Here is a 21117-nt window from a genome sequence, read left to right on the forward strand (position 1 = left end):
TAATTCCCCGGCAGGTTTGTTGCACAACTGCCCCGTTGTCAATTTTATAGATAATTATAGATTCTATCTATCATAAATGACTGGAGGCAAGACATGATGCAGGCGCCTGAGGTGATGGAAGCCCGGATGAGCGATAGTGATGCGACAATTATCTATAATCTTCCGTTCAATGATCTTCTGTATCGGGCCCAGCAGGTCCACCGCGAGACTTTCGATCCGAACGTTGTTCAGATGAGCCGCCTCTTGTCGATCAAGACTGGCGGCTGCGCAGAGGATTGTGGCTATTGCAGCCAGTCCGCTCACTATCCGACCGGTCTCAAAGCTTCGAAGTTGACAGAGATCGAACGAGTCGTCGCCGAGGCTCGCCACGCGCGCGACGGTGGCGCGACGCGCTACTGCATGGGTGCTGCATGGCGTAGCCCCAAGGACCGCGACATGGATACGCTTGTCGCAATGGTTGAGGGCGTCAAGGCGCTTGGCATGGAAACCTGCATGACGCTGGGAATGCTGACACCAAAGCACTCCGAGCGTCTCGCCGATGCGGGTTTGGACTACTACAATCACAACATCGATACCTCTGAACGCTATTATCCAGAGATAATCACTACCCGCACTTTTGGGGAGCGTCTGGAAACCCTCGCCAACGTCCGCAGCGCCGGAATCAAGGTCTGTGCGGGCGGCATTCTTGGAATGGGGGAGACCGTCGGCGACAGGATATCCATGCTGGTGACATTGGCCAACCTGCCAGAGCCGCCAGAGAGCGTACCAATTAACATGCTGATCCCGATCCCCGGATCGAAGCTCGCCGATGCCGAGCCGATCGATCCGATCGAGTTCGTCCGAACCGTGGCGCTGGCCCGCATCCTGATGCCAAAGTCGCATGTCCGCTTGTCAGCCGGGCGCACCGACATGAGCGACGAGATGCAGGCGCTCTGTTTCTTTGCTGGCGCCAATTCTATCTTCGTGGGCGACACACTACTCACGGCTGACAATCCCGGCGAGGACAAAGATGCTATGCTGTTTCGACGCCTTGGCCTTGAGCCTATGGCGTTGGAGCGCCAGCTTTGAGCGTGGTCGCGCTTGCCCGTGTAGAGAAGACGCTCGCCGGCCTTGAGCGAAAGTCTCGTTTCCGTTCCGTGGCCTTGGGATCGGGCATCGATTTCGCCTCCAATGATTATCTTGGCCTCGCTAGCTCGCCGCGTCTCAAGACAGCGATCAACACCGCGATCAAACGAGGCGTGCCCGTCGGGGCGGGCGGCTCGCGGCTCCTGCGCGGTCACCATATCGAGCATGAAATGCTCGAAAACGAGGCAGCGCAATTCTTCGGGGCGGAGAGGGTGCTCTACTTCGCAAACGGATATGCCGCGAACTCTGCGCTCTTCTCGACCCTACCACAGCGCGAGGACCTGATCGTCTACGATGCGCTGATCCATGCGAGCGCATTGGAGGGGATCCTGGCCAGCAAGGCAACGGCGACAGCCGTGCCACACAACGATGTCGACGCCTGCGAGCTCGCGGTCCGGAAATGGCGCCGCCAGGGAGGAAAGGGCGTGCCATGGATCGGGGTCGAAAGCCTCTATTCGATGGACGGCGATAAGGCGCCTCTCGTCGGACTGGCCGAAATCGCCGAACGACATGACGGCTTCCTTGTCATTGATGAAGCGCATGCGACCGGTGTCTTTGGCAAAGATGGTCGCGGGCTCGCCGCCGACCTCCCGACGAGAAATAACATCCTTACACTGCATACCTGCGGCAAGGCGCTCGGGGCCAGCGGTGCGTTGCTGGGCGGCCCAGCCATCATCATCAATTACCTCGTCAACCGCGCCCGCAACTTCATTTACTCAACGGCACCGTCGCCATTGATGGCCGCTGCGGTGCGCGAGGCGCTCCACATTCTGGCCGACGAGCCGGAGAGGCGGGACCATCTGGAGAGGCTGATGGCTCATGCAGGCGACCGACTACAATTGCAGTTGGCCAAGACGCCGAGCGGGTCACAAATTCTTCCCGTGTTGATCGGCGACAACGGTCGCGCGGTTTCAATCGCCCGCCGGATGCAGGCCGAAGGATTCGACGTCCGTGCAATCCGCCCTCCGACCGTTCCCGAGGGAACTGCGCGGTTGCGGGTCTCCGTTACGCTGAACGTCGATGAGGAAAAGATTTCAGCGATGTTCGAACGGCTTTCATTAGCACTTATGGAATCTACACCATGATGGCTCGCTTTGTTGTCAGCGGTACCGACACTGGAATTGGCAAGACAGTCTTCTCGGCGGCCCTCGCCAACGCTCTGTGCGGCTACTATTGGAAACCTGTGCAATCCGGCCTTGATGAGGAAACGGACACGCAAACAGTGCGACGGTTGGGCGATGTGCCAGAGGAGCGCATTGTGTCTGAGGCCTACAGGCTCGCTACCCCTGTTTCGCCGCATCTCTCGGCCCGAATTGACGGCACCTCGATTGACGCGCAAAGGCTGGTCCCGCCGCAAGTCGATGGGCCGCTCGTCATCGAAGGCGCAGGGGGGCTGATGGTTCCGCTGGCAGAGAACCTTGTATTTGCCGATGTGTTTGCTCAATGGCAGATCCCTGTCATCCTTTGCGCAAGAACTACCCTCGGCACGATCAATCACACTCTGCTTTCTATTGAGGCCATGCATCATCGCGCGATCCCGATTTTTGGCATCGCATTCATCGGGGAGGCGAATCCAGAAACCGAGACCGTCATCGCCCGCTTGAGCGGCGTACGGCCGCTCGGTCGACTGCCAATCCTTGCAAGCCTGAAGGCGTCGACCGTGAGCAAGGCTTTTCATGAGAATTTCGATCTCAATAGTTTCGCGGACGCCCGCCCATGACAAATTCGATCATTTGGCATCCATTCACCCAACATGCGTTGGAACCACCAATGAAGCGGATCGCCTCTACGGACGGCGCCTACCTCGTCGATGAGGAAGGAAATCGAATTCTCGACGCAATATCGTCATGGTGGGTCATCACCCACGGCCATCGCCATCCAGTCATCATGGAGGCCATACGCTCGGCGACGGAATCCTACGACCAGATCATCTTTGCAGAGTATTCGCACGAACCGGCAGAACGTCTGGCAGAAGGACTGCTTCATGTCGCTCCAGCAGGGTTGAGGCATGTCTTCTTCTCGGACAGCGGCTCGACCTGCGTCGAAGTCGGCTTGAAGATGGCACTCGGCTATTTCCACAACGTTGGCGAAATGCGTGATCGCATCGTCGTGATGGAGCACGGCTACCATGGAGACACCATCGGCACCATGTCCGCCGGTGAACGTGGCGTGTTCAATGCCGCATACGCTCCAATGCTCTTCGGTGTCGACCGTATTCCCTTTCCCGAACAAGGTCGCGAGCAGCAGACGCTGGACGCCTTCGAAGTCTACTGCCGGACAGGTCGGGTCGCGGCCATCTTGGTGGAGCCGCTTGTTCTGGGTGCAGGTGGTATGAAGATTTACTCCGCTGACGTCCTCAGGTCAGTTCGGACAATCGCGGACCGTTACGGGTGCCTTGTCATAGCCGACGAGGTGATGACCGGATGGGGCCGGACAGGAACCATGTTCGCGTGCGAGCAGGCGGGGGTCTCGCCAGATATCCTATGCACATCGAAGGGCCTTACGGGGGGCGCACTCCCCCTAGCGGCAACACTTTGCACGTCCGACATATTCGACGCGCACCTGTCGAGAGAACGGAGCAAGACGTTCTTCCATTCCAGCTCATACACAGCGAACCCCATTGCGTGCGCCGCGGGCGTTGCGAACCTGGCGGTGTGGAAGCATGAAGACGTAAACGCACGGATCAGGAGCTTGGGCACGCTCCATTGCGAGCACTTGCGAGAATTTGAGGATGACGACCGGTTTTCCAATGTCAGGCAGATGGGAACCATCGCAGCGCTCGATCTGAACGTGACCGCAAGCGGTTATCTGGCCGATGTCGGTCCGCGTATGCGCAAGCTATTTCGTGAACGTGGCTTGCTCATCCGCCCGCTCGGCAATGTGATTTACCTCATGCCGCCTTATTGCGTCAGCGCCTCCGAGCTCGCTCATGCCTATGATGCCATCGACGAGGTTTCCTCCATTGTTCTCGGGAGATCGCGATGAAACAAGCCGCTTCCTCGCGCATGGTCGGGTTCGGGCATGCCGTGCCCGGTCGCCGTGTGTACAATGGTGAGATCGAGAGCTCGTTAGGTCTCGAATCTGGGTGGATAGAACGCAGGACAGGTATTCTAAGCCGCTATTGGGCAGGCGACGGCGATACTCTCAGCGCGCTTGCGGCAGAAGCGGGCCGGATGGCAATCGACAATTCGGGTGTAGCGCCTGACGACGTAGCGTTGACCTTGCTCGCTACGTCGACTCCAGATCATCTGCTTCCGCCGTCGGCGCCGCTGCTCGCCCATCACCTGGGCCTTGTCCGATCAGGCGCGATCGATCTCGCAGGCGCATGCTCGGGCTTTCTCTATGCACTCGCTTTGGCGGACGCCTTCGTCCGCCTGCACGGACGCCCGGTACTGGTGGTGGCGGCGAATATCTTATCACGTCGTATCAACCCCAATGAACGCGCCACCGCCGTGCTGTTTGCCGACGCAGCGGGCGCCGTGCTGCTCGCTCCATCCGACGAGTCAAACGTCGGCTTGATGGCGGTCGAACTCGCCTCCGATGGCAGTGGATACGACTTCATCACCATTCCGGCTGGCGGTAGCAATAGGCCCTTTACCGCCGAGTTGGCCGGCGAAGAATTTCTGATGTCCATGAAGGACGGGCGAGAGGTGTTTTCACGTGCCGTCGAAATGATGTCTAACTGTTCGCGGCGGGCGCTTGTGAGCTCTGGAATTTTGGCATCTCAACTAGATCGGTTTATTCCGCACCAGGCTAACACGCGGATTTTCGATGCCGTCTGTGGAGAACTCGGCATCGAGCCCTCCAGGACAGCGCGAACGATCGAGGCGTTTGGGAATTCGTCTGCTGCGACGATCCCGCTCTCTCTTTCCGTCGCCAATGCGACCGCCCCATTTGTACTCGGTGAACGATTGCTGCTTGCTTCAGCCGGTGCAGGAATGATTGGCGGAGCTTGTGTATGGGTTACATAGTCTACGACGGCTGGTCCGCGCCGTTCACTGGTTGAGTTCCTATGGCCACTGTTGACGCCGAAGCGCATTTTATGGCCGCATATCGAAATGGACAGTGATGATGGGCGGGCGCAACCCATGATGCGTCGGGAGATTTTACACTCCGACGTGAGCGTTTCGCAATTGTTCAGGACGACGGCCGACCGCTTTCGATGCCGAACACCACCGTCATGGCGTTTCGCTGAATATCTTCAGAGTAGTCTCCTTCATAGACTGTCCACTCATGCCAAGATAGTCTCCTACGGCCTCCCAGGTCTCGTCATCGTTGTCGAGTGGCGATCGGAGTTTTTTGCCTATGACAAGATATGTGCGAAGCTCGAACAAGGTTTCCATATGCTCTTTTTCGAAGGGGAGACGGGAGCAACTTGCGGCGAAATGGAATCCTTTACGTATATCGAACAGAACGTCGACGACAGCGCTTCGTAGGTCACCGAATGACTCGAGCATCACGTCTCGTGCCTTGATGACCTCAAGTTGCCAGGCCGATCGGAACTCTTCCACCGGGATGCTAGAGACTATCGTCGCCAGTCCGCTGTCGCCCTCCGCTTCGAGCCATTTCTCGGTTGTACGAGTGAAATAGAAGATCTTAATGGCGTCGCTGCCGTGAATCCTGCTGGCCCTCATTCCGATGCCTGTCACAACAATGTCCTCTTCAGAAATCAACTTTAGTGTCAGTGATCTCTATAGGCCGTGATTGTGAATTCGAACTTGTGAAGATCAACGGCTTTTGACAGATCGTGAGATTGTGTCACGTGAAGGTCGGTTTCGGAGGCGTTTGGCGAGATAGGGCCGTGACGTGATCGAAGATTGAAACTTCTTGCAGGACGGGCCGCTTTTGAGCGTTGCGGCAGGCAGTATGTTCGGTTGTAACGTTTTCGCGAAAACGTTACAACCGAATGAAATCATACTGTTATAAGCGCTGTAGGGCTCCTGTAACCGGAAATAGCTCAACCTTGACTTTGGGTCTGGGGGTGGACCGAAGTGCCGCGCAAAAGCCACTCAGACACCATGCGAACGATTTTGAGCGCGCGATCATCAAAGCGTCACCGCCACATGGGATCGGGCAACCCGTAGGTCGTTAGAGGTTTCGCTGCCGCAGATTAGTCAAATCCGACCTCCAAACCCGCATCCGCAGCTCCCTCAATCTTCGTAGAGCTAAGGCCTAAGCCAAGATATTAACTTCAACGGCAGCGTCCTGGAAGGCTTGACGCGCCTCCGCAAGTGAACCGTAATGCTCGACTGCCAGCCTGCAGGACACTTTGGCGATCTCGAATTTTGGGCCGCGCTCAGCCGGCCATCGATTCCAAAGATAGTCCAGGGCCTCCTTAGGACCATCGATCGGCTCGGTCATACCTCGCCCGATCCGTACGAACACGGGCGTCTCCCACAGTATGACTTCCGAAAAATGATCTTCACGCTCGCTCATTTTCTCCTCCGATCTTCAGTTTTCGGAGCGTAATTTTAGGGCAGCGCGATCGCTCAGCAATAAAAAATGACAAGCGAACCGCTACCTTTTTTTGGGGGTTCATCGACGTCGGGTGACGCCCCTTGTCAGCCGCTCGGTCCTAGACGTCTACGACGCGTTTCCCGATGCTCATTGTCGTCATGATAGGATGGCCGGGGGCCGAACATGCGCTTCATCATCCAACGAGACATGATGGGAACCGCCTTTATTGGGCGGTCGTCGAGCACAGAATAGACATGGTCGCGCAACAATTCGGCGTTCGCCTCGAGGTCAATTGCCACCACGAATTCGACCAGGATATCCGCCCTTTCGAAATACCTCATAAGCCGGGCTCGCAAGCCGGTCGTCAAAGCCGCAGCACAGATAATAAGGCGGTGAATTTGCACTTCCATCTGTAAGCGCGAGATAATAGTCTGCACTTCGAATTCATCCGCTATTACTGATTGGCAGAACGCAATGGTCGGCCTGAGCGGAAGGGGCTCAATCACCTCTTGCGTTACGCAAAAGTTTCGGAACTCATTCGCAACACGATGAGGGAAGATGTGCGTCCATATACCTGCGGCGCCGATCAGTTGGGCTCCAAGTTTATCGGCCACCTTTGCACCGAACTGATCCAGGTCGGGGCCGGAACCAACCACGTATGCTGGCTGCCCGTCCAGCCTTGCGATGAGTTCGTTCGCCGCGAGTTCCGCATGCATCTTTAGCTCAAGCGCAGCGCTTTTTCGATCGGTCAAGGCAAACAAACGATCAATCGACTCCGTCATAGTATTCATCTTCGAGTTCCGTCTCACTTCCGAAGCCACTGATCTTGTTCCAAAATTCATATGGATCACGTGGAAAGTCGTCCCAAAAATCGTCTTCAACCGACGATAGGAGTATGGCAAGCGGGAGGTAAGTCCTTCCTCTTCTCCCGGTAATGACCAGGGTCTGACCGTCGGCGGCAAAATACAAACTCGCACCTAGCGCCTCGTTAAGGGACCATACGAGCTCATTGGTCTCCTGTGTGGACGGCGTGAGCGAACTTATAATATGGCCAGATGAACGACTGAGGTCCTCGAACAGCTCATGTAGTGTGCCCGTCCGCTCCCAATCATGAATCCAGACCGAGTATATGTGATGCCAGATTGCGGCGAAGAACGTTGCGTAGGGTGGCACCAAGCTCAACGCGTCGATATGCCGACATATTTCACGGTCGTGATGAGGCCGCCGGCGAAGCGACATGTCAACGTGCTCAACGGTTACGAAAGAGAGCTCGTAATTGTGTCGCTCAATCTCGAGTTTTTCTGCGAGGTTCGACCGGTGAACTGTTAATCGCAAGTCAGCACGTGGATTCTTTCTGTGCTCGACGATGAACTGCAGTTGCAAATCGGTGTCCCAACCAAGATTCTCTACTGCTTTGATTTGGTGCCGGCGTGAATGGGAGTTCTCCGGCCAATCCATGTGTAAATCATCTGTTTTTGATCCACGTTTCTCTTGAGTGATAAATGGATCATCGGATGGGCCAAGGCAGGTCGAAGCGCTCTCGAGTATCCTAATTACGGCAACCATATCTTGGAAGTGGTAGCCTTTTCCGCCTGCAACGCCACCAATATGCTGTCTCTCTGAGGCAGAGACGATCTCAGCCAGTATTTCATCTTCTGTCGGTCTGCTGCGCATTGTGCCCCCGATAACAAAAATTCGGGGCCGGGATAATGCTACTAGATTAATGAAATCCACCTACGCCGTTCGGGTTGTAACCATCCTTTTTACTGCGGCGCGAGTGCATGTCGGAATGCTTTTGCTGTAGCAAATAACCAGCACCGGTCACTCACAGCGAGGAAACCTCTCAAACGGGTACAATACTGGAAGGCTAACTTCCGGCAATGAATATAATTAAACACAATCATACACTTAGGGCGCAGGTGATATTTTTCCTTCGATTCCGGGCCATCGTTTCAGGTGCAATAGAACCCTTTCGGAGGTTCGTACGGCCATTGTGGGCGACCCGGATCATACGGCAAGGCGTTGCAGTAGCTGCTCGCTGAAGAGGGCTTTTTTGGGCCTTGCGGTCAGCCAACCTTGTTGCCCGGCGTAGTCCCAAACTTCTTGGGGCCAAAGTTCCTCCAAACATACGGGTAATGTGACTCCAAGTTCATATGCTGCGATCAAGTGGGGGGGCTGGGCCAGTTTGATCAGCGACACGTGCTTCCACGCTATCTCATCTCCATGGAAACGATTATATGCGCCGTTTCCCTCAGAATCAGCGTCGATGATTCCAACTGCGCTCTGACGTTGTTGTGTGGGAAGATGCTTTGTCCTAAATTCCCACGACCGCAACATATTTGTTACGTAATTTGCACCAGCCCTAGGCGGCGGCTCGGCGATAAAGATATGCTCAGCCTGCCCTGGACGGAACAATTGTAACAGCCGCTGGAAGACGAGGTAATCTGTCTTCCCTTCCACGAAGAGTGTTGGTAAATTTTCTTGATTGAATTGCTCAAGTTTAGCCCGAAGGTCTGCCGCTTGAGACACGGACTCTGCAAGCGCAGACTGAGCCGCCTTTATATGCGGTGCGATTATTGCCATCGCACCCATCGACTCATCTAGCGAGACGCTTGCCTCTGCTGCTGACCTAGCCTCTGTACCACCGTTTTGGCCATCTTTGGTGAGATGATATGCGCTACACAACCCACGACCGTGGTCGTCCTTATGCATATTGTAGAATACTGGCGAATGAGTAGTGAGGAGAACTTGTGAAAGCTCGTCTTCCGCAAGCTTATAGAACGCATCTGCCAGAGATTGGGCACGTCGAAATTCAAGATTGTTCTCAGGCTCTTCATAGGCCCAGATAAAAGTGGGCGCGATTCCGGTGGTTTCTCGACTTTTCTCTGCGATGAACTTCAGGATGAGTGGGATATAACGTGCCTTAATGCCATCCCCACGGCTATCTAGTGATATGGATTTCTCACCCGAGAGGAAGTCCAGGCTACGAAACAGGGGGGTCAGATCATTGGGTAGACTGAGTCGCGAGGTGTCGTTGAGCTCGACATCAATATCTTGAAGGAGAGCGGAAACGGAATTGGAGATTGCTTCCTCCAGCTGTCCGCTGCTTTGCCGAACATTCTGCTCTGAAGCGTTAGCGATTACTCGAAAAATACGGCCACGCAGTGCTTGAAAGAAATCCGCACTTCGGACCGCTGGCACATACTCAAATTGGATTCGCGACAATAAAGATGGTACACGCGAACGTCCGTCAATCTCGATTACGACTTCATTGAAACCGTTACCGCGCTTTCGCTTTTCTCGGCGAATACCCCAATATTCATCCTCGGCTTGGATGCCGTCGGCTCGCCAACGTTTTCGCCAACGGATCAAGTCACCGTTGTTTTTTCGATATGTGTGGGGAAGCTCAAGATCAATCTCAACTTCAATCTCTGGCGCGCGTTTTGCTCTCGCCTCAGCAAATCTATTGTAGTCATCGGAGAAATTGAATGGCGAATTCGGATTTGTTTCGCCGTTGAAGAAGAGGTTCAGAGCGCGAAGAACATTAGATTTTCCGCAATCGTTGTCACCAACGATTACTGTAAGATCTGTCGCATCCATTTTTAAATCTATGATCGAGCGAAAATTCTGTATCGAAATACGTCTAATCTTTGGCATATCCCCCCCAGACAAAACTGACTTTGCGATTCGGTGTATCGACCATAATTGTTTCTGCGCACGACTCTAAATTGTGGTCAAGATTCTTGGGAGCCATTTTAGAAGAAATGGGATGAGAAAAGGCTCATTCTAATCCGGCACAAACACCCCTTCATCACTCGTTCCTCCCGACATCCTCCGAAATCTCCTGCCTGAGCTGCGGCCCCTTGGCCAGCCGCCGCCCTAGTGCGGTGACAAAGGCGTCGTAGCGTTCGCCAGTCTTGGCCCGGGCCGCCTGCGCTGCGGGTTCTGGCAAGGCAGGGGTGGTAGACAGCCAGAAGCGCACGAACACCGCCAGGGTCTCGACCGAAATCCCGACATCGCGTTCGAGGCGTGCGATGCGGCGATCGATCTGATCAAGGCGCTTGGTGAAGGCCGCTTCCTGCCGTTCAGCGGCATCTGGAGAGAGAAAGGATTCGATGGCGGCTTCGGCAATCAGTGATCGGGACTGATCCCGCCGGGCGGCATGCTCGACGAGACGTTTCATGACGGTGGGTTCGAGATAGACGGAAAGGCGTTGCTTGCGGGATGATTTCGTCATGTGCGCCTCACAGGTCCATGCCGTCGTCGGGATCGAGTGAGACCTGACGCGCCACGCCCTGCATCATCCGGGACAGGCGGCTGTTGCGGACGGCGTCTTCGTCTGTCTCGTCCGGCAGGTCGATTTCGAACTCATTGCTGATCGGTTCTTTCTTCTCGACTGGTGCGACACGGTTGAGTTCCGGCTGATGTCGACGCTCGGATTCGGTCGGATCTTCGTCGCCCTGATCGCCACCAGCCGGGAGAGACGCGGAAGCGTCCGGCTTCGCGGGCACCGGTAAGCCGGTCCAGTCGTCGGGCCGCCCGACGTCTGAAGCGGCAAGCTTTGGCGGGGGCAGAAGGCGCTCTTTGAAACGGGCATCCTCGTAATAGCGGGCCTTTTTCGCGCGGATGGGCGCAAGGCCCGCCGCCATGACGATCTCGTCGGTCGGCGGCAGTTGCATGATTTCGCCGGGGGTTAAGAGGGGGCGCGCCGTCTCGGAGCGTGAGACCATCAAATGCCCGAGCCAGGGCGAGAGCCGATGCCCGGCATAGTTTTTCATCGCCTTCATCTCGGTCGCGGTGCCGAGTGCGTCCGAAACGCGCTTGGCGGTTCGCTCGTCATTGGTAGCGAAGCTGACGCGGACGTGGCAGTTGTCGAGGATCGAATTGTTCGCGCCATAGGCCTTTTCGATCTGGTTCAGCGACTGGGCAATCAGGAAGCTCTTGAGGCCGTAGCCCGCCATGAAGGCCAGTGCGCTCTCGAAGAAATCGAGCCGCCCAAGCGCCGGAAACTCGTCGAGCATTAGGAGAAGGCGATGGCGTCCGGCCTTGGCCTGCAAGTCCTCGGTCAAACGGCGCCCGACCTGGTTGAGGATCAGACGGATCAGCGGCTTGGTGCGGGCGATGTCGGACGGAGGGACGACGAGATAGAGGGTTGCCGGATGTTTTGCGGCGACCAGGTCCATGATCCGCCAGTCGCAGCGGCGGGTAACTTCGGCAACGACCGGATCCCGGTAAAGCCCGAGAAACGACATGGCGGTGGAAAGCACGCCGGAGCGCTCATTGTCCGACTTGTTGAGAAGTTCGCGCGCCGCGCTGGCTATGACGGGGTGCGGACCGGCATCACCCAGATGCGGGGTTTTCATCATCGCAGCGAGCGTCGACTCGATCGGGCGGCGGGGATCGGAGAGAAATGCAGCGACACCTGCCAGCGTCTTGTCGGGCTCGGCATAGAGGACATGGAGAATGGCCCCGACCAGCAGGGCGTGGCTGGTCTTTTCCCAATGGTTGCGCTTTTCGAGCGAACCTTCGGGGTCGACGAGGATGTCGGCGATGTTCTGGACGTCGCGTACCTCCCATTCCCCACGACGTACCTCGAGCAACGGATTGTAGGCGGACGATTTGGCGTTGGTCGGATCGAAGAGCAGGACCCGACCATGGCGGGCGCGGAACCCGGCCGTGAGCTGCCAGTTTTCCCCCTTGATATCATGGACGATGGCCGAGCCGGGCCAGGTCAACAGCGACGGGACGACAAGACCAACCCCCTTGCCGGATCGGGTCGGGGCAAAGCATAGGATATGCTCAGGCCCATCATGGCGCAGATAATGCTCGTCATAGCGGCCGAGCACGACGCCATCGTGCCCCAGAAGACCGGCCGCCTTCACCTCTTCGGGTTCAGCCCATCGGGCGGAACCATAGGTTTCGACCTTTTTGGCCTCGCGCGCTCGCCAAACCGACATGCCGATCGCTACGGCAGCCGCGATCAGGCCGCCGGACGCCGCGATGTAGGCGCCTTCGACAAAGATCGGCGGTGCGTAGGCGTCGTAAGCGTACCACCACCAGAAGAAGGCAGGCGGCAGGTAAAAAGGGAAGCCGAAGAGCCTGAACCACGGCTCGCCGAGTTCTGGTTGGAAGGCCAGCCGCCACGCCACCCATTCGGTCGCGCCCCAAACGCAGAAAAGGACAATCGAGAGAACGGTGAGGATCTGGCCCCAGAGAATTTTGGTTGCGGACATCGGTTTCGTCTTTCGTCAGAAGGTTAAAGGCCAATCCCGCGCTTGCGGGTAAAGCTCCAGTCGATGCCGCCATCGGTGCGGGTGATGCCGGAGACGTGGCGGTCGAGATGCTTTTCGAGTGAGGGCGTCCAGGGCACGAGCTGGAAGCCGAGACCGTCATCGATCATGGCGAAGCGGCCGGAGGCGAGCGTGACCCGACGGCGATAATCGCCGGTCACATAGTCGCCAGTCCCTGAAGGTTTGAACGGTCGGCCGGTCTCCGCTGCGAGTGCCTGACCTGCCTGTTCGAGCTCCTGCTTTCTTAAGGTCTCGATCAGACCTCGCGAAAACATCACCTGGCTGCCGCGACGCTCGGCAAGGCCTTGTGCGACAAGATGATCGGCGCGGGCACGCAGGGCCTGATGCACCTCCGCGCCGAAGCCGCCGTCGGAGAGCGCATGCGGATCACGGGCGATGTTCTGACGATCGAGCCATGTCGCACCGGACGCGGTGATTTGCCGATCAATGTCGCAGTCCGATCGCACCGCGAGTGCCGCACGACGCTGGCCATTGGCGTCGTCGAATTTGCGCAGCTCGACGATCGAGCCGGGTGCGCTATCCCCAGCGGCATCGAGGTTGGAAAGCTTGATGTGATACGTGCGTCCGTCAACACCATCGACCACGGCATAGGCGGTGCCCTTCAGCTCGTCATCGAGGCCGCGGGCGACGAGCCGCCCGACGATGGTGTCATCAAGACTTTCACCGGCGAGGACGAAGCTCGCTGATCCGCGTTCGATGCCGCGATCGGTTAGCGCCCGGTGCATGCGCTTGATGATGTCACCGCGCTCACCAAGGGCGCGCAGGGTGCCTTCTGCCTTGTCGTCGATGATCCATTGACCGGCGCCGACCTCATGGGCGAGGCCGAGGGTTTCGAGTTTGCGCAGCCGCCCGATCTTTTGGGGGTGGAATTCGTCAGGGCGTTCGGCTGTGGCGGGCGCCATATCGATGATGCCATGGGCGTTGCGATCGCGGGACAGCTGGCGATCAAGTTGGGTCCGATGGTCGGCGTCGATCTGGGCGGTTAGGCTGCGGTGGATGTCGAGGTCTGTACGCGGCCCCAACTCCTGAGTGACGAGGTCGGCGGCGCGGGCGCGCATGCCGTCCTTGATATAGTCGCGGGCGATAACGAGGTCCTGGCCATCATCGGCGCGCCCACGCAGGATGACATGCACATGCGGATTGTCGGTGTTCCAGTGATCAACGGCCGCCCAGTCGAGCTTCGTGCCGAGATCCTTCTCCATCTGGCCCATGAGGTCGCAAGTGAACGATCGCAGGTCGGCCATGTCCGCCCCGTCCTCCGGCGAGACGATGAAACGGAAATGATGACGGTCGCCGTCCGCCTGCGCGGCAAAGGCCTGTCCATCCACCTCCGTCTCGTCCGGACCGAAGAGATGTGCCTTCTCCCCGTCACGGGTCACACCATCGCGGCGCAAATAATTCAGATGGGTGGTGAGCGGTGTTGCGCGGGCGCTATGGCGAACCACGCGGGTCTTGATGACGACGACGCGGGAACGTCCTGTTAGAAGGTGATTGGCGCGCACGCTCGCCGTCCGGCCGCGGCCGAAGGTGGAGCGGGTGCCGGCGCTGATGCGGCCAGAGCGGGACACGCGGCCACCAGCCTTCTGCGCCGCTGCCAGGGCCTGAGCGATGAAGGGCCGTGTGGCCTGTGTGCCGGAACTGCGCACGCGGCCAGGACGGATACGAAAGTCCTCGTCGCCGCTCATCGCGAAACTCCAACACATCGCGACAAAGCATTGAATTTACGAAAAGAACGACAGTTCTGCGATGTGTCGCACTTCATCGCACCTCGCAAAAGTGATCCATAAACCTTTGAAAACAAACGACCGACCAAGCCCGCACCTCGCGGCCTTTTATCTCGCCATCCTTCGGTCGTGTTGCCAGGCGTCGACCTCTGCGCACGCTTCTCTACGCCGGTGTCCGCTATCGTGCGATCAGGAACCCGAGCGCTCATGGTGTGCCTCCTGCACTGGCGCGGGCAACAAACAGGCCGTCAGACTGTGGCTCGATGGCGGAGACATCGCGCACATCCATTGTCGCCTGAGCCTGCGAAGACGGACGCTTTTCTGGTATGGGAATGGCGGTCTGGTGGGGGGAGTTTTGCGCGATAAACAGCGGCGCCTGTGTCCAGGAGACCGCATTCGAGGGCACCGCCAAGGTGCTGTCCGATGGTCCACTGGCATCGACCGATTGCGCCACGAGTGCGAGATAGGCGCGGGTTTCGCTGGGCAGTGTTCGCCCCTTGAGCGACGCTTCATAGCGTCCGGGGCCAGCATTATAGGCGGCGATCCAGCCGGGCGAGCCGTAGCGGTCGAACAGTTCCCGGATATAGGCTGTGCCTGCGATGATATTGTCATGCGGATCGTAAGGATCGGCGCCCAATCTGTACCTTGCACGCAGTTCCTCCCATGTCGCGGGCATGATCTGCATCAGGCCGATTGCGCCCTTGGGCGAGATCGCGTGTGGATCGCCCGCGCTTTCCGCCTTCATCACGGCGCGTATCCAGTGCGCGGGAAGCTCAAACCGGGCAGCGGCCTCGGCGATGTGATCGGCATATGAACCGCCGGGGGACGGGGTGATCGGCGTCGGCGGTTCGGCAAACGCAATGCTCGGCAGCGGGCTCAGAAGAACGAGGCCGGAAAGGAGAAGGGGGAGCATACGCATGGCGTCAGTCCCGACCTTCGCGCTTTTGCGGGCGGTTCCAATGCAGCGACCATGCGTGACCGGCGTCATCGTCGCGGAAGAGATTGGCGCGGATCGGCTGCCGCAGCAGCGGGTCATCGAGAGCCAAGGCGATGAATTCACCCGCGCGTTCGCCGGTACGCTTCCACCCGGCTCCGGCCTCCGGGCCGTCCTCGGTATCGAGGTGGACACGGTAGTCCGGTGCGCCTTCCGTGTCGGATGGAGAGATGGCGACGATCACCAGTTCGGCGCTCAGCATGAGCGTGCGGATGTGGCCGGAAAATCCAGATGGGTTGCGCGTAAACTGTCCGATCTGTGTCATGGAAATCTCCTTGGAATGGTGGAAGAAGACGGCAACGCGGGCGCTCAAGGCGCTGTTGCGCGCCAGATGAAGCGGCCCGTTCCGGTAGGATCGGTGTAGAGCGAGTGCGCCTTGCCGATCACATCCGTGACCGGCAGCGGGCCGAAATAGCGGCTATCGAGGCTGTCGCGGGCGGCGGGGTTAAGCAGAAAAACAACGTTCGGAGCGATGTGCTGGCAGCCCTGCCAGACCGGCAATTCGCGGCCGCGACTGTCACGGTCGAGGGCTGCGGCGGCGAAACGTCCATCGATCATGATGTCGCGGCCGATCCGGCAAACCTGTTGCCCGGACAGGGCCGCGATATGTTTCAGGAGGGGGACGCCACGACCGATATAGCGGCGCTCGACCATGAAATCTTCAAGCGCCTCGTCAGGTCTGACGACCACCAGATCGCCAGTCTGAAGTTTATCAGCCAGACCAACAGCATAGAGGCCGATGGGCGCACTGGCGGTGGCGTTCCAGAGCAGTTTCATCGGCATAGCGGAAAAGGTGGTGACACTAAGCGCTGCAAGGGCCGTGGCCGCTGCGAGAAGATAAAGGACGCGCTTCATTGGCTGACCTCCTGCCGCTTGAGCCATGCCCGGTGACGCGCCAGCGTGTAGGGGCGTGGCGGTTCGCCAGTGGCAAGGCGATTGTGGACATGACGCCAGTGATCGGGCGCAACAGCGCACGGGTCGATCCGCAAGGCCTCAATGGCGTCGATGTAGCTCAGAACCCGCTCGACCTTCGGCCAACTCGCCACATGCAGCAGGATGTCGCCGCCGGGCACCACGGAAGGCACGGTCTGGTAGCCTTTTCCTGGTCGCACGGTGCGCACGACGTAGAGATGCGAACTGACCGTTCCGAAGCGGTTTGCTGCCCAGCGGACGAGCGCGAAGACGCTCTCCGGTGCAATGGTGACGATGCGGCGGCGGCGGTCGATCAGGCGTTCGGACGTTTCATGGCCGAAGCGTATCCAGTGCTCGGTCTGCTTCTCGACCCACACCAGCTCGACCTCGGTGAGTTCACCAGCCTGTGCTATCGCTGGCGAATCGTGGCCGATCGCTTGCCTGCCGGTCATCACGCTCATGACGGCTCTCCGGCGTCGTCTGGAAACTCCCGCGCAAGCAGATCGCGCAACATGTCGGCAACGGTCATGCCCCGGCGGAAAGCAGCGATCTTGATGCGCCCGCGCATGTCCGGCGTGACGTCGATGGTGAGACGTGCGGTGTTGAGGGCAGTGTCAGCGCCGCGCGCTGGCGCATCAGGGGCCTTGATCCAGCTCTCCGGATCGGCAGGCCGAGCGGCAAAGCTGCGACGGGACGGGCGATCAGTCACGGCTCGACCTCCCTGCAGAAAGGCCCGTGATGTCGTTGGCGAGCCGGGCAATTTCGCGCGCCGCTGGCCCGTCAGGGTCGAGTTCCTGCACCAGTTGCCCGGATTGGGCGGCGGCGGCGAAGACGATGCGCTGGCCGATGGATGCGCTGAGCACCGGCGGGTCATGATCGGCAAGACTGTCAGCCGTTTCACGGGCGAGTACCGTGCGCGCCGCACAGCGATTGAGGACGAAACGGGCGGCAAGGTCCGGACGATAGATACGTGCTTCTTTGAGAAGGGCGAGCATTTCGGCGGACGCCCAACCGTCGAGCGGTGACGGCTGAACCGGGATCAGCACCAGGTCTGCCGCCAGAAGCGCCGAGCGCATCAATCCGGCGACACGGGGCGGACCGTCGATGACGACGTGGTCGGCGCTACGGGCGAGTTCGGGCGCTTCGCGGTGCAGCGTATCGCGCGCCAATCCGATCACGCCGAAGAGCCGAGGCCGGCGCTCATGTTCGCGTTGCTGCGACCAGTCCAGCGCCGAACCTTGCGGGTCGGCGTCGATGAGGGTGACGCGTTGGCCTTGCCTCGCCCATTCGCCTGCCAGATGCAGCGCCAGCGTCGTCTTGCCGACGCCGCCCTTTTGATTGAGAAGGGCCACGATCATGACACGCCTCCCGAACGATCCGGAGAGCGGCTCTTGGTGATCGGTTTTCCGGCGCTTTCCTGGGCGTCAATGGCACCGTCAGATGGGTTTTCCACATCGCGCGCGCGCATCAAGAAGTTAGATTCTGAGTTAGAGTCTAAGTTAAGGGGGCGATTTCCTCTTTTGCGTCCGTGGGTTACACCCTGTTCTGGTTCCTGATAGCACGAGGGTGCGGTTCCTGATGGCACGTGTCCGAGGGTTCCCGATGGCACGAGGCTATCCACAGCCTGTCCACAGGCGGGATCAGGCTCGAATGCGAGCAGCATTCGGCCGCCGACCTCGACCTCCAGAAACAGCGTGTAACCTGGCAAAGGCTGCCGGCGCACGATGTCGCGCAGCTCGAAGGCAAAGCGCTTGAACGGCGATAGCGCACCCGATTTCTGATGCAGGTGACGAAAGTCGAACCGCCATCCGTTGCGCTGCCGTCCACCATGCTTGCGCACAAGGCGATAGAGCCAACGGTCAAGGCCGCCAGTCAGGTCGAAATAGGCACGGTCGATGGTGAGGATGAGGGCGTTGTCGAGGACGGCCTGATAGAACCAATCGGGGACGATCATCTCGATGCCATCCGGGCGACCGGTGCGATCCGTACGCTCCTTCCATTCGTTGATCCAGGAGAAGCGATGGCGGCGGCCTTCCGCTGCCTGACGGATGGAGGTACTGACCGTCGTCGATTGCAGCCGGTCCAGCGCCGCCTTGAGGCGTTGATAGTCGCGAAGCGACGTGCCGCGTCCGATGAAGGTGAGAATTTCGTAGGGCGTCGCGGCCATGAGCCGCGAGGTGCGCAAGTCGGAATCGCGGGCCTCGACGATCTGGCTTGCCGCCCAGATCAAGATGTCGGCGTCCCAGATGGTCGCCATACCGTGGTCGGGAACGGCCTCGACGCGGATCGAGACAGAGCCCGCGACAAAGTCGATGGGCGTGACGCGATGGGACTTGGAAAGGGAGAAGAAAGGATAGGCCATGAGATCCTGCGCATCTCTTGGCGCGAAATCGCCAGGGAGCGCCCGAAAGAGATCGAGCTGCCCACGTTCCGAAAGGGTTCGATGCCGCGCCGACATGGGACAAGGTCGCCGAGTCAGCGCGCGAGGCGGCTTGGCTGGCCGTCGGACGGGTAGGCATGACGCTTGGCGGGAAGGACCTTACCGCGCGGATCAGTCGTCGACGTCACAGCGCCGCGCTCGGCCCAGGCTTGCAGGTCGTCGACGGCGTAGACGACGCGACCACCAAGCTTCTTGTAGGCGGGGCCAGTGCCATAGGTGCGGTGCTTCTCGAGGGTGCGGGCGGAGAGGCTGAGAAATTCAGCGGCTTCCTTGGTGCGCAGAAAGCGCGGCGGCAAAACGGCGAGATCGGGTCGCATGGATCGGCCTTTCGTGGTGTGCGTTGGAACCGTCGGGAACAGACGGCGGATGCAGGCCACGATGGCGAAGGGAAGCGGGATGGATGGAGGAGGAATTTGCGGGGGTGGAATTTCCCACACCGCTTGGGTCAAAGGGGCTAGGGTTTGCGCCTGTGCCGAAGGAGTTTGCGATAGCCGCCCGAGATCATGGTGCGGGCGTCGCGAAGGAGCGACATCACCGAATGGCGGATCGGGGACACCTGCCACTCGCTGCGGCCCAATCGTTTGATGCGGAAGAGGCTCTGGGCGATTTCCTGCTGGGTAGCGCCGGAGCGTAGTCCATCGATGGCCTGTAGCATGCGCCGTGCCCGGGAGCGTTGCTGGCGCGTCAGACGTGCGTCTGGCGGCACCGAACGACCGTGAAGGTGAGCGAGGAGGCGATAGACGGCCGCAAGCCGGTCGAAGCCTTCCAGCGTCAGGGGAATGATCGCGGCAAGGGGTTCGGCATCCAGGCTGAAGACTTGCAGCCTTTGATCCTCCATCAGAGGCAATAGCGCATGAAAGCCGTCAATGCTTTGCTGGTCGACCGACAAGGCGATCGGCAAAGCACTGTCTGGCGAGGGCATGTCTTGCAGCACCGGCGGCGGTGATGACAACAGAACCACGCTGGTATCGGCTTGCGGAAGCCAGAAGACGGGGGCGTCAGGCAGGTCGAGGGCCGGATCGACGGCGAAATCGCAACCCCCAGTGCTGGCGGATTTTCTCCGTCAGCTGTTCGAGGTCGGCGCCGGGGTCGTTCAGGGCTTCATAGTCCCTGTCGTAGCTTTCGTTACGGCGCAGCCACTCCCAGGCAAGGTCGGAGGCGCTCAGGGTTTCGACGTGTTCGTAATTCGCAGCGGATCGCCAGCGAGACGCATCAGGCAACATCAGAACCCTCCATCAATGGTGCCGAATTGAGGGAGTCTTAAGATTCCCGGATGAGTTGTCGGGCGGAAGACAGAGACTCGGCATCAGCTGATGCTTTTGGGGCATCGCCCTGTCAGGTGAGCGGGTTCTTGCCGATCAGCTCACGATAGCCGTGTTCGCTCATCCATTGGGCACGAGCGAGATGAGCGGCGTGAATGTGGCGACAGCGTTCCGGATCGACTTCTGGATCAAGGTCAAACAAAACCTTCACGACATCGCGCCAGTCTGCGCCGTCGCGCTCGGCGTCCAAGAGGCGCAGATAGAGCGTCATATGCTCCTGGTCATAGACCGTGAGCGACGGCCCCGCCGGTGGCTCGTCCTGAAAATGTAAGGTTGATTGCGCCATTACCTGACACCGTAGCAGATGATTTCCACGCCGTTAACTCTAATGCGCCGTGTCGATGACCCGAGCATGATGAAGTATGTGGAAGACGGGCATATTGTTCCCGGCGATCAGAAAACGGTTATCTTTGCCGGGACTGTTCATGATGCAGAAGCACGCCTTCGCCCTTGTCGGTCAGCAGGAGCACTATGCCTGCCGCCTCCAGTGCCCTACGAACCTGATCACGCGTCGTTTCATACACCTCGAGGCCGCTTTCGGATTCGAGGCGCTTGAGCGCGGTCAATGATACTCGGGCCTTGTCAGCGAGCGTCTCCTGCGTCCATCCCAGCAACGCGCGTGCGGCCCGTGATTGTCGGGCGGTGATCATGCATGATCACCTCCCACCGGCAGCAACGCATATGCCAGAACTACGACTTCTCTATTCGGATCAGGCCGCTAACACGGTCCAATCCCATATCCAATCGTCATTTACATACTATAGTTGATAAACTCAAAGTATGTAAATCACGATCCTCCTGCGCATGGATATGCGCAAATTGGTCGGCCGGA

Annotated in this window: 25 protein-coding genes; 5 read left to right on the plus strand and 20 right to left on the minus strand. The window is 58.9% G+C overall.

The genetic code is table 11. From position 1 onward, the window contains the following. Positions 1-93: 93 nt before the first annotated feature. Genes bioB through AB4136_RS31995 form a run of 5 tightly spaced genes read left to right on the plus strand, consistent with a single transcriptional unit; the run spans position 94 to position 5096 of the window. Positions 94-1068 carry a biotin synthase BioB gene (bioB, locus tag AB4136_RS31975; RefSeq protein ID WP_047627393.1) on the plus strand — a complete coding sequence of 325 codons (975 nt, stop codon included), beginning with the start codon at positions 94-96 and terminating at the stop codon, positions 1066-1068. Next, positions 1065-2210, plus strand: a complete 1146-nt coding sequence (locus tag AB4136_RS31980; RefSeq protein ID WP_047627391.1) for an 8-amino-7-oxononanoate synthase — start codon at positions 1065-1067, stop codon at positions 2208-2210. Before bioB ends, AB4136_RS31980 begins: the two co-directional genes overlap by 4 nt. Next, on the plus strand, positions 2207-2845 hold the full coding sequence (gene bioD, locus AB4136_RS31985; RefSeq protein WP_047627389.1) for a dethiobiotin synthase: 639 nt from the start codon (positions 2207-2209) through the stop codon (positions 2843-2845). The genes AB4136_RS31980 and bioD overlap by 4 nt, the downstream gene beginning before the upstream one ends. Beyond that, complete coding sequence (locus tag AB4136_RS31990) at positions 2842-4110, plus strand: adenosylmethionine--8-amino-7-oxononanoate transaminase (protein WP_047627387.1); 1269 nt, start codon at positions 2842-2844, stop codon at positions 4108-4110. The genes bioD and AB4136_RS31990 overlap by 4 nt, the downstream gene beginning before the upstream one ends. Next, the gene (locus AB4136_RS31995) at positions 4107-5096 is read left to right on the plus strand and encodes a beta-ketoacyl-ACP synthase III (protein ID WP_047627385.1); all 990 of its coding nucleotides are present in this window, start codon (positions 4107-4109) and stop codon (positions 5094-5096) included. Before AB4136_RS31990 ends, AB4136_RS31995 begins: the two co-directional genes overlap by 4 nt. A gap of 207 nt (positions 5097-5303) precedes the next feature. On the opposite strand, the gene AB4136_RS32000 is transcribed toward AB4136_RS31995, so the two are convergent. The 20 genes from AB4136_RS32000 to AB4136_RS32095 form a co-directional block, all read right to left on the minus strand. Beyond that, positions 5304-5774, minus strand: a complete 471-nt coding sequence (locus tag AB4136_RS32000) for a hypothetical protein (RefSeq protein ID WP_147413883.1) — start codon at positions 5772-5774, stop codon at positions 5304-5306. A 523-nt stretch (positions 5775-6297) separates the two neighbouring features. Next, positions 6298-6561, minus strand: coding sequence for a DUF982 domain-containing protein (locus tag AB4136_RS32005; protein WP_047627383.1), 264 nt, complete (start codon positions 6559-6561; stop codon positions 6298-6300). A gap of 125 nt (positions 6562-6686) precedes the next feature. Continuing rightward, entirely contained in the window at positions 6687-7373 is a 687-nt protein-coding gene (locus AB4136_RS32010; RefSeq protein ID WP_147413882.1) for a hypothetical protein, read from the minus strand. Then, the gene (locus AB4136_RS32015; protein WP_147413881.1) at positions 7348-8256 is read right to left on the minus strand and encodes a hypothetical protein; all 909 of its coding nucleotides are present in this window, start codon (positions 8254-8256) and stop codon (positions 7348-7350) included. The genes AB4136_RS32010 and AB4136_RS32015 overlap by 26 nt, the downstream gene beginning before the upstream one ends. 333 nt (positions 8257-8589) lie before the next feature. Continuing rightward, positions 8590-10239 carry an ATP-dependent nuclease gene (locus AB4136_RS32020; protein WP_441932221.1) on the minus strand — a complete coding sequence of 550 codons (1650 nt, stop codon included), beginning with the start codon at positions 10237-10239 and terminating at the stop codon, positions 8590-8592. A gap of 154 nt (positions 10240-10393) precedes the next feature. Beyond that, positions 10394-10819 (minus strand): CopG family transcriptional regulator, encoded by a 426-nt coding sequence (locus AB4136_RS32025; protein ID WP_441932223.1) that lies wholly within the window; start codon positions 10817-10819, stop codon positions 10394-10396. Positions 10820-10826: 7 nt separating this feature from the next. After that, positions 10827-12815, minus strand: coding sequence for a conjugal transfer protein TraG (locus AB4136_RS32030; RefSeq protein ID WP_441932224.1), 1989 nt, complete (start codon positions 12813-12815; stop codon positions 10827-10829). A gap of 23 nt (positions 12816-12838) precedes the next feature. Further along, positions 12839-14578, minus strand: coding sequence for a relaxase/mobilization nuclease domain-containing protein (locus AB4136_RS32035; RefSeq protein ID WP_441932226.1), 1740 nt, complete (start codon positions 14576-14578; stop codon positions 12839-12841). A gap of 244 nt (positions 14579-14822) precedes the next feature. Next, entirely contained in the window at positions 14823-15605 is a 783-nt protein-coding gene (locus AB4136_RS32040; protein WP_441932228.1) for a lytic transglycosylase domain-containing protein, read from the minus strand. Further along, positions 15541-15876: a DUF736 domain-containing protein gene (locus AB4136_RS32045; RefSeq protein ID WP_441932229.1), complete on the minus strand. Its 336-nt coding sequence runs from the start codon at positions 15874-15876 to the stop codon at positions 15541-15543. Before AB4136_RS32045 ends, AB4136_RS32040 begins: the two co-directional genes overlap by 65 nt. 44 nt (positions 15877-15920) lie before the next feature. Then, complete coding sequence (locus AB4136_RS32050; RefSeq protein WP_441932231.1) at positions 15921-16466, minus strand: S26 family signal peptidase; 546 nt, start codon at positions 16464-16466, stop codon at positions 15921-15923. Then, on the minus strand, positions 16463-16975 hold the full coding sequence (locus AB4136_RS32055) for a DUF2840 domain-containing protein (protein WP_441932241.1): 513 nt from the start codon (positions 16973-16975) through the stop codon (positions 16463-16465). The genes AB4136_RS32050 and AB4136_RS32055 overlap by 4 nt, the downstream gene beginning before the upstream one ends. A 5-nt stretch (positions 16976-16980) precedes the next feature. After that, a complete protein-coding gene (locus tag AB4136_RS32060) occupies positions 16981-17232 on the minus strand; it encodes a ribbon-helix-helix protein (RefSeq protein ID WP_441932232.1) in 252 nt (83 codons plus the stop codon). Continuing rightward, positions 17225-17881: a ParA family partition ATPase gene (parA, locus tag AB4136_RS32065; protein WP_441932234.1), complete on the minus strand. Its 657-nt coding sequence runs from the start codon at positions 17879-17881 to the stop codon at positions 17225-17227. The genes AB4136_RS32060 and parA overlap by 8 nt, the downstream gene beginning before the upstream one ends. Beyond that, positions 17878-18981 (minus strand): replication initiator protein A, encoded by a 1104-nt coding sequence (locus tag AB4136_RS32070; protein ID WP_441932236.1) that lies wholly within the window; start codon positions 18979-18981, stop codon positions 17878-17880. The genes parA and AB4136_RS32070 overlap by 4 nt, the downstream gene beginning before the upstream one ends. Positions 18982-18998: 17 nt before the next feature. After that, entirely contained in the window at positions 18999-19280 is a 282-nt protein-coding gene (locus AB4136_RS32075) for a helix-turn-helix transcriptional regulator (protein WP_174156970.1), read from the minus strand. Between the two features lie 137 nt (positions 19281-19417). Further along, positions 19418-19924 carry a DUF2285 domain-containing protein gene (locus AB4136_RS32080; RefSeq protein WP_441932237.1) on the minus strand — a complete coding sequence of 169 codons (507 nt, stop codon included), beginning with the start codon at positions 19922-19924 and terminating at the stop codon, positions 19418-19420. A 37-nt stretch (positions 19925-19961) separates the two neighbouring features. After that, a complete protein-coding gene (locus tag AB4136_RS32085) occupies positions 19962-20186 on the minus strand; it encodes a transcriptional regulator domain-containing protein (protein ID WP_441932239.1) in 225 nt (74 codons plus the stop codon). A gap of 112 nt (positions 20187-20298) precedes the next feature. Then, a complete protein-coding gene (locus tag AB4136_RS32090) occupies positions 20299-20571 on the minus strand; it encodes a DNA -binding domain-containing protein (protein WP_441932240.1) in 273 nt (90 codons plus the stop codon). A gap of 118 nt (positions 20572-20689) precedes the next feature. After that, positions 20690-20935, minus strand: coding sequence for a helix-turn-helix domain-containing protein (locus AB4136_RS32095; RefSeq protein ID WP_113372415.1), 246 nt, complete (start codon positions 20933-20935; stop codon positions 20690-20692). Positions 20936-21117: the final 182 nt, after the last annotated feature.

The organism is Mesorhizobium sp. 2RAF21 (assembly GCF_052115345.1).
Taxonomy (GTDB): Bacteria; Pseudomonadota; Alphaproteobacteria; order Rhizobiales; family Rhizobiaceae; genus Mesorhizobium; species Mesorhizobium terrae.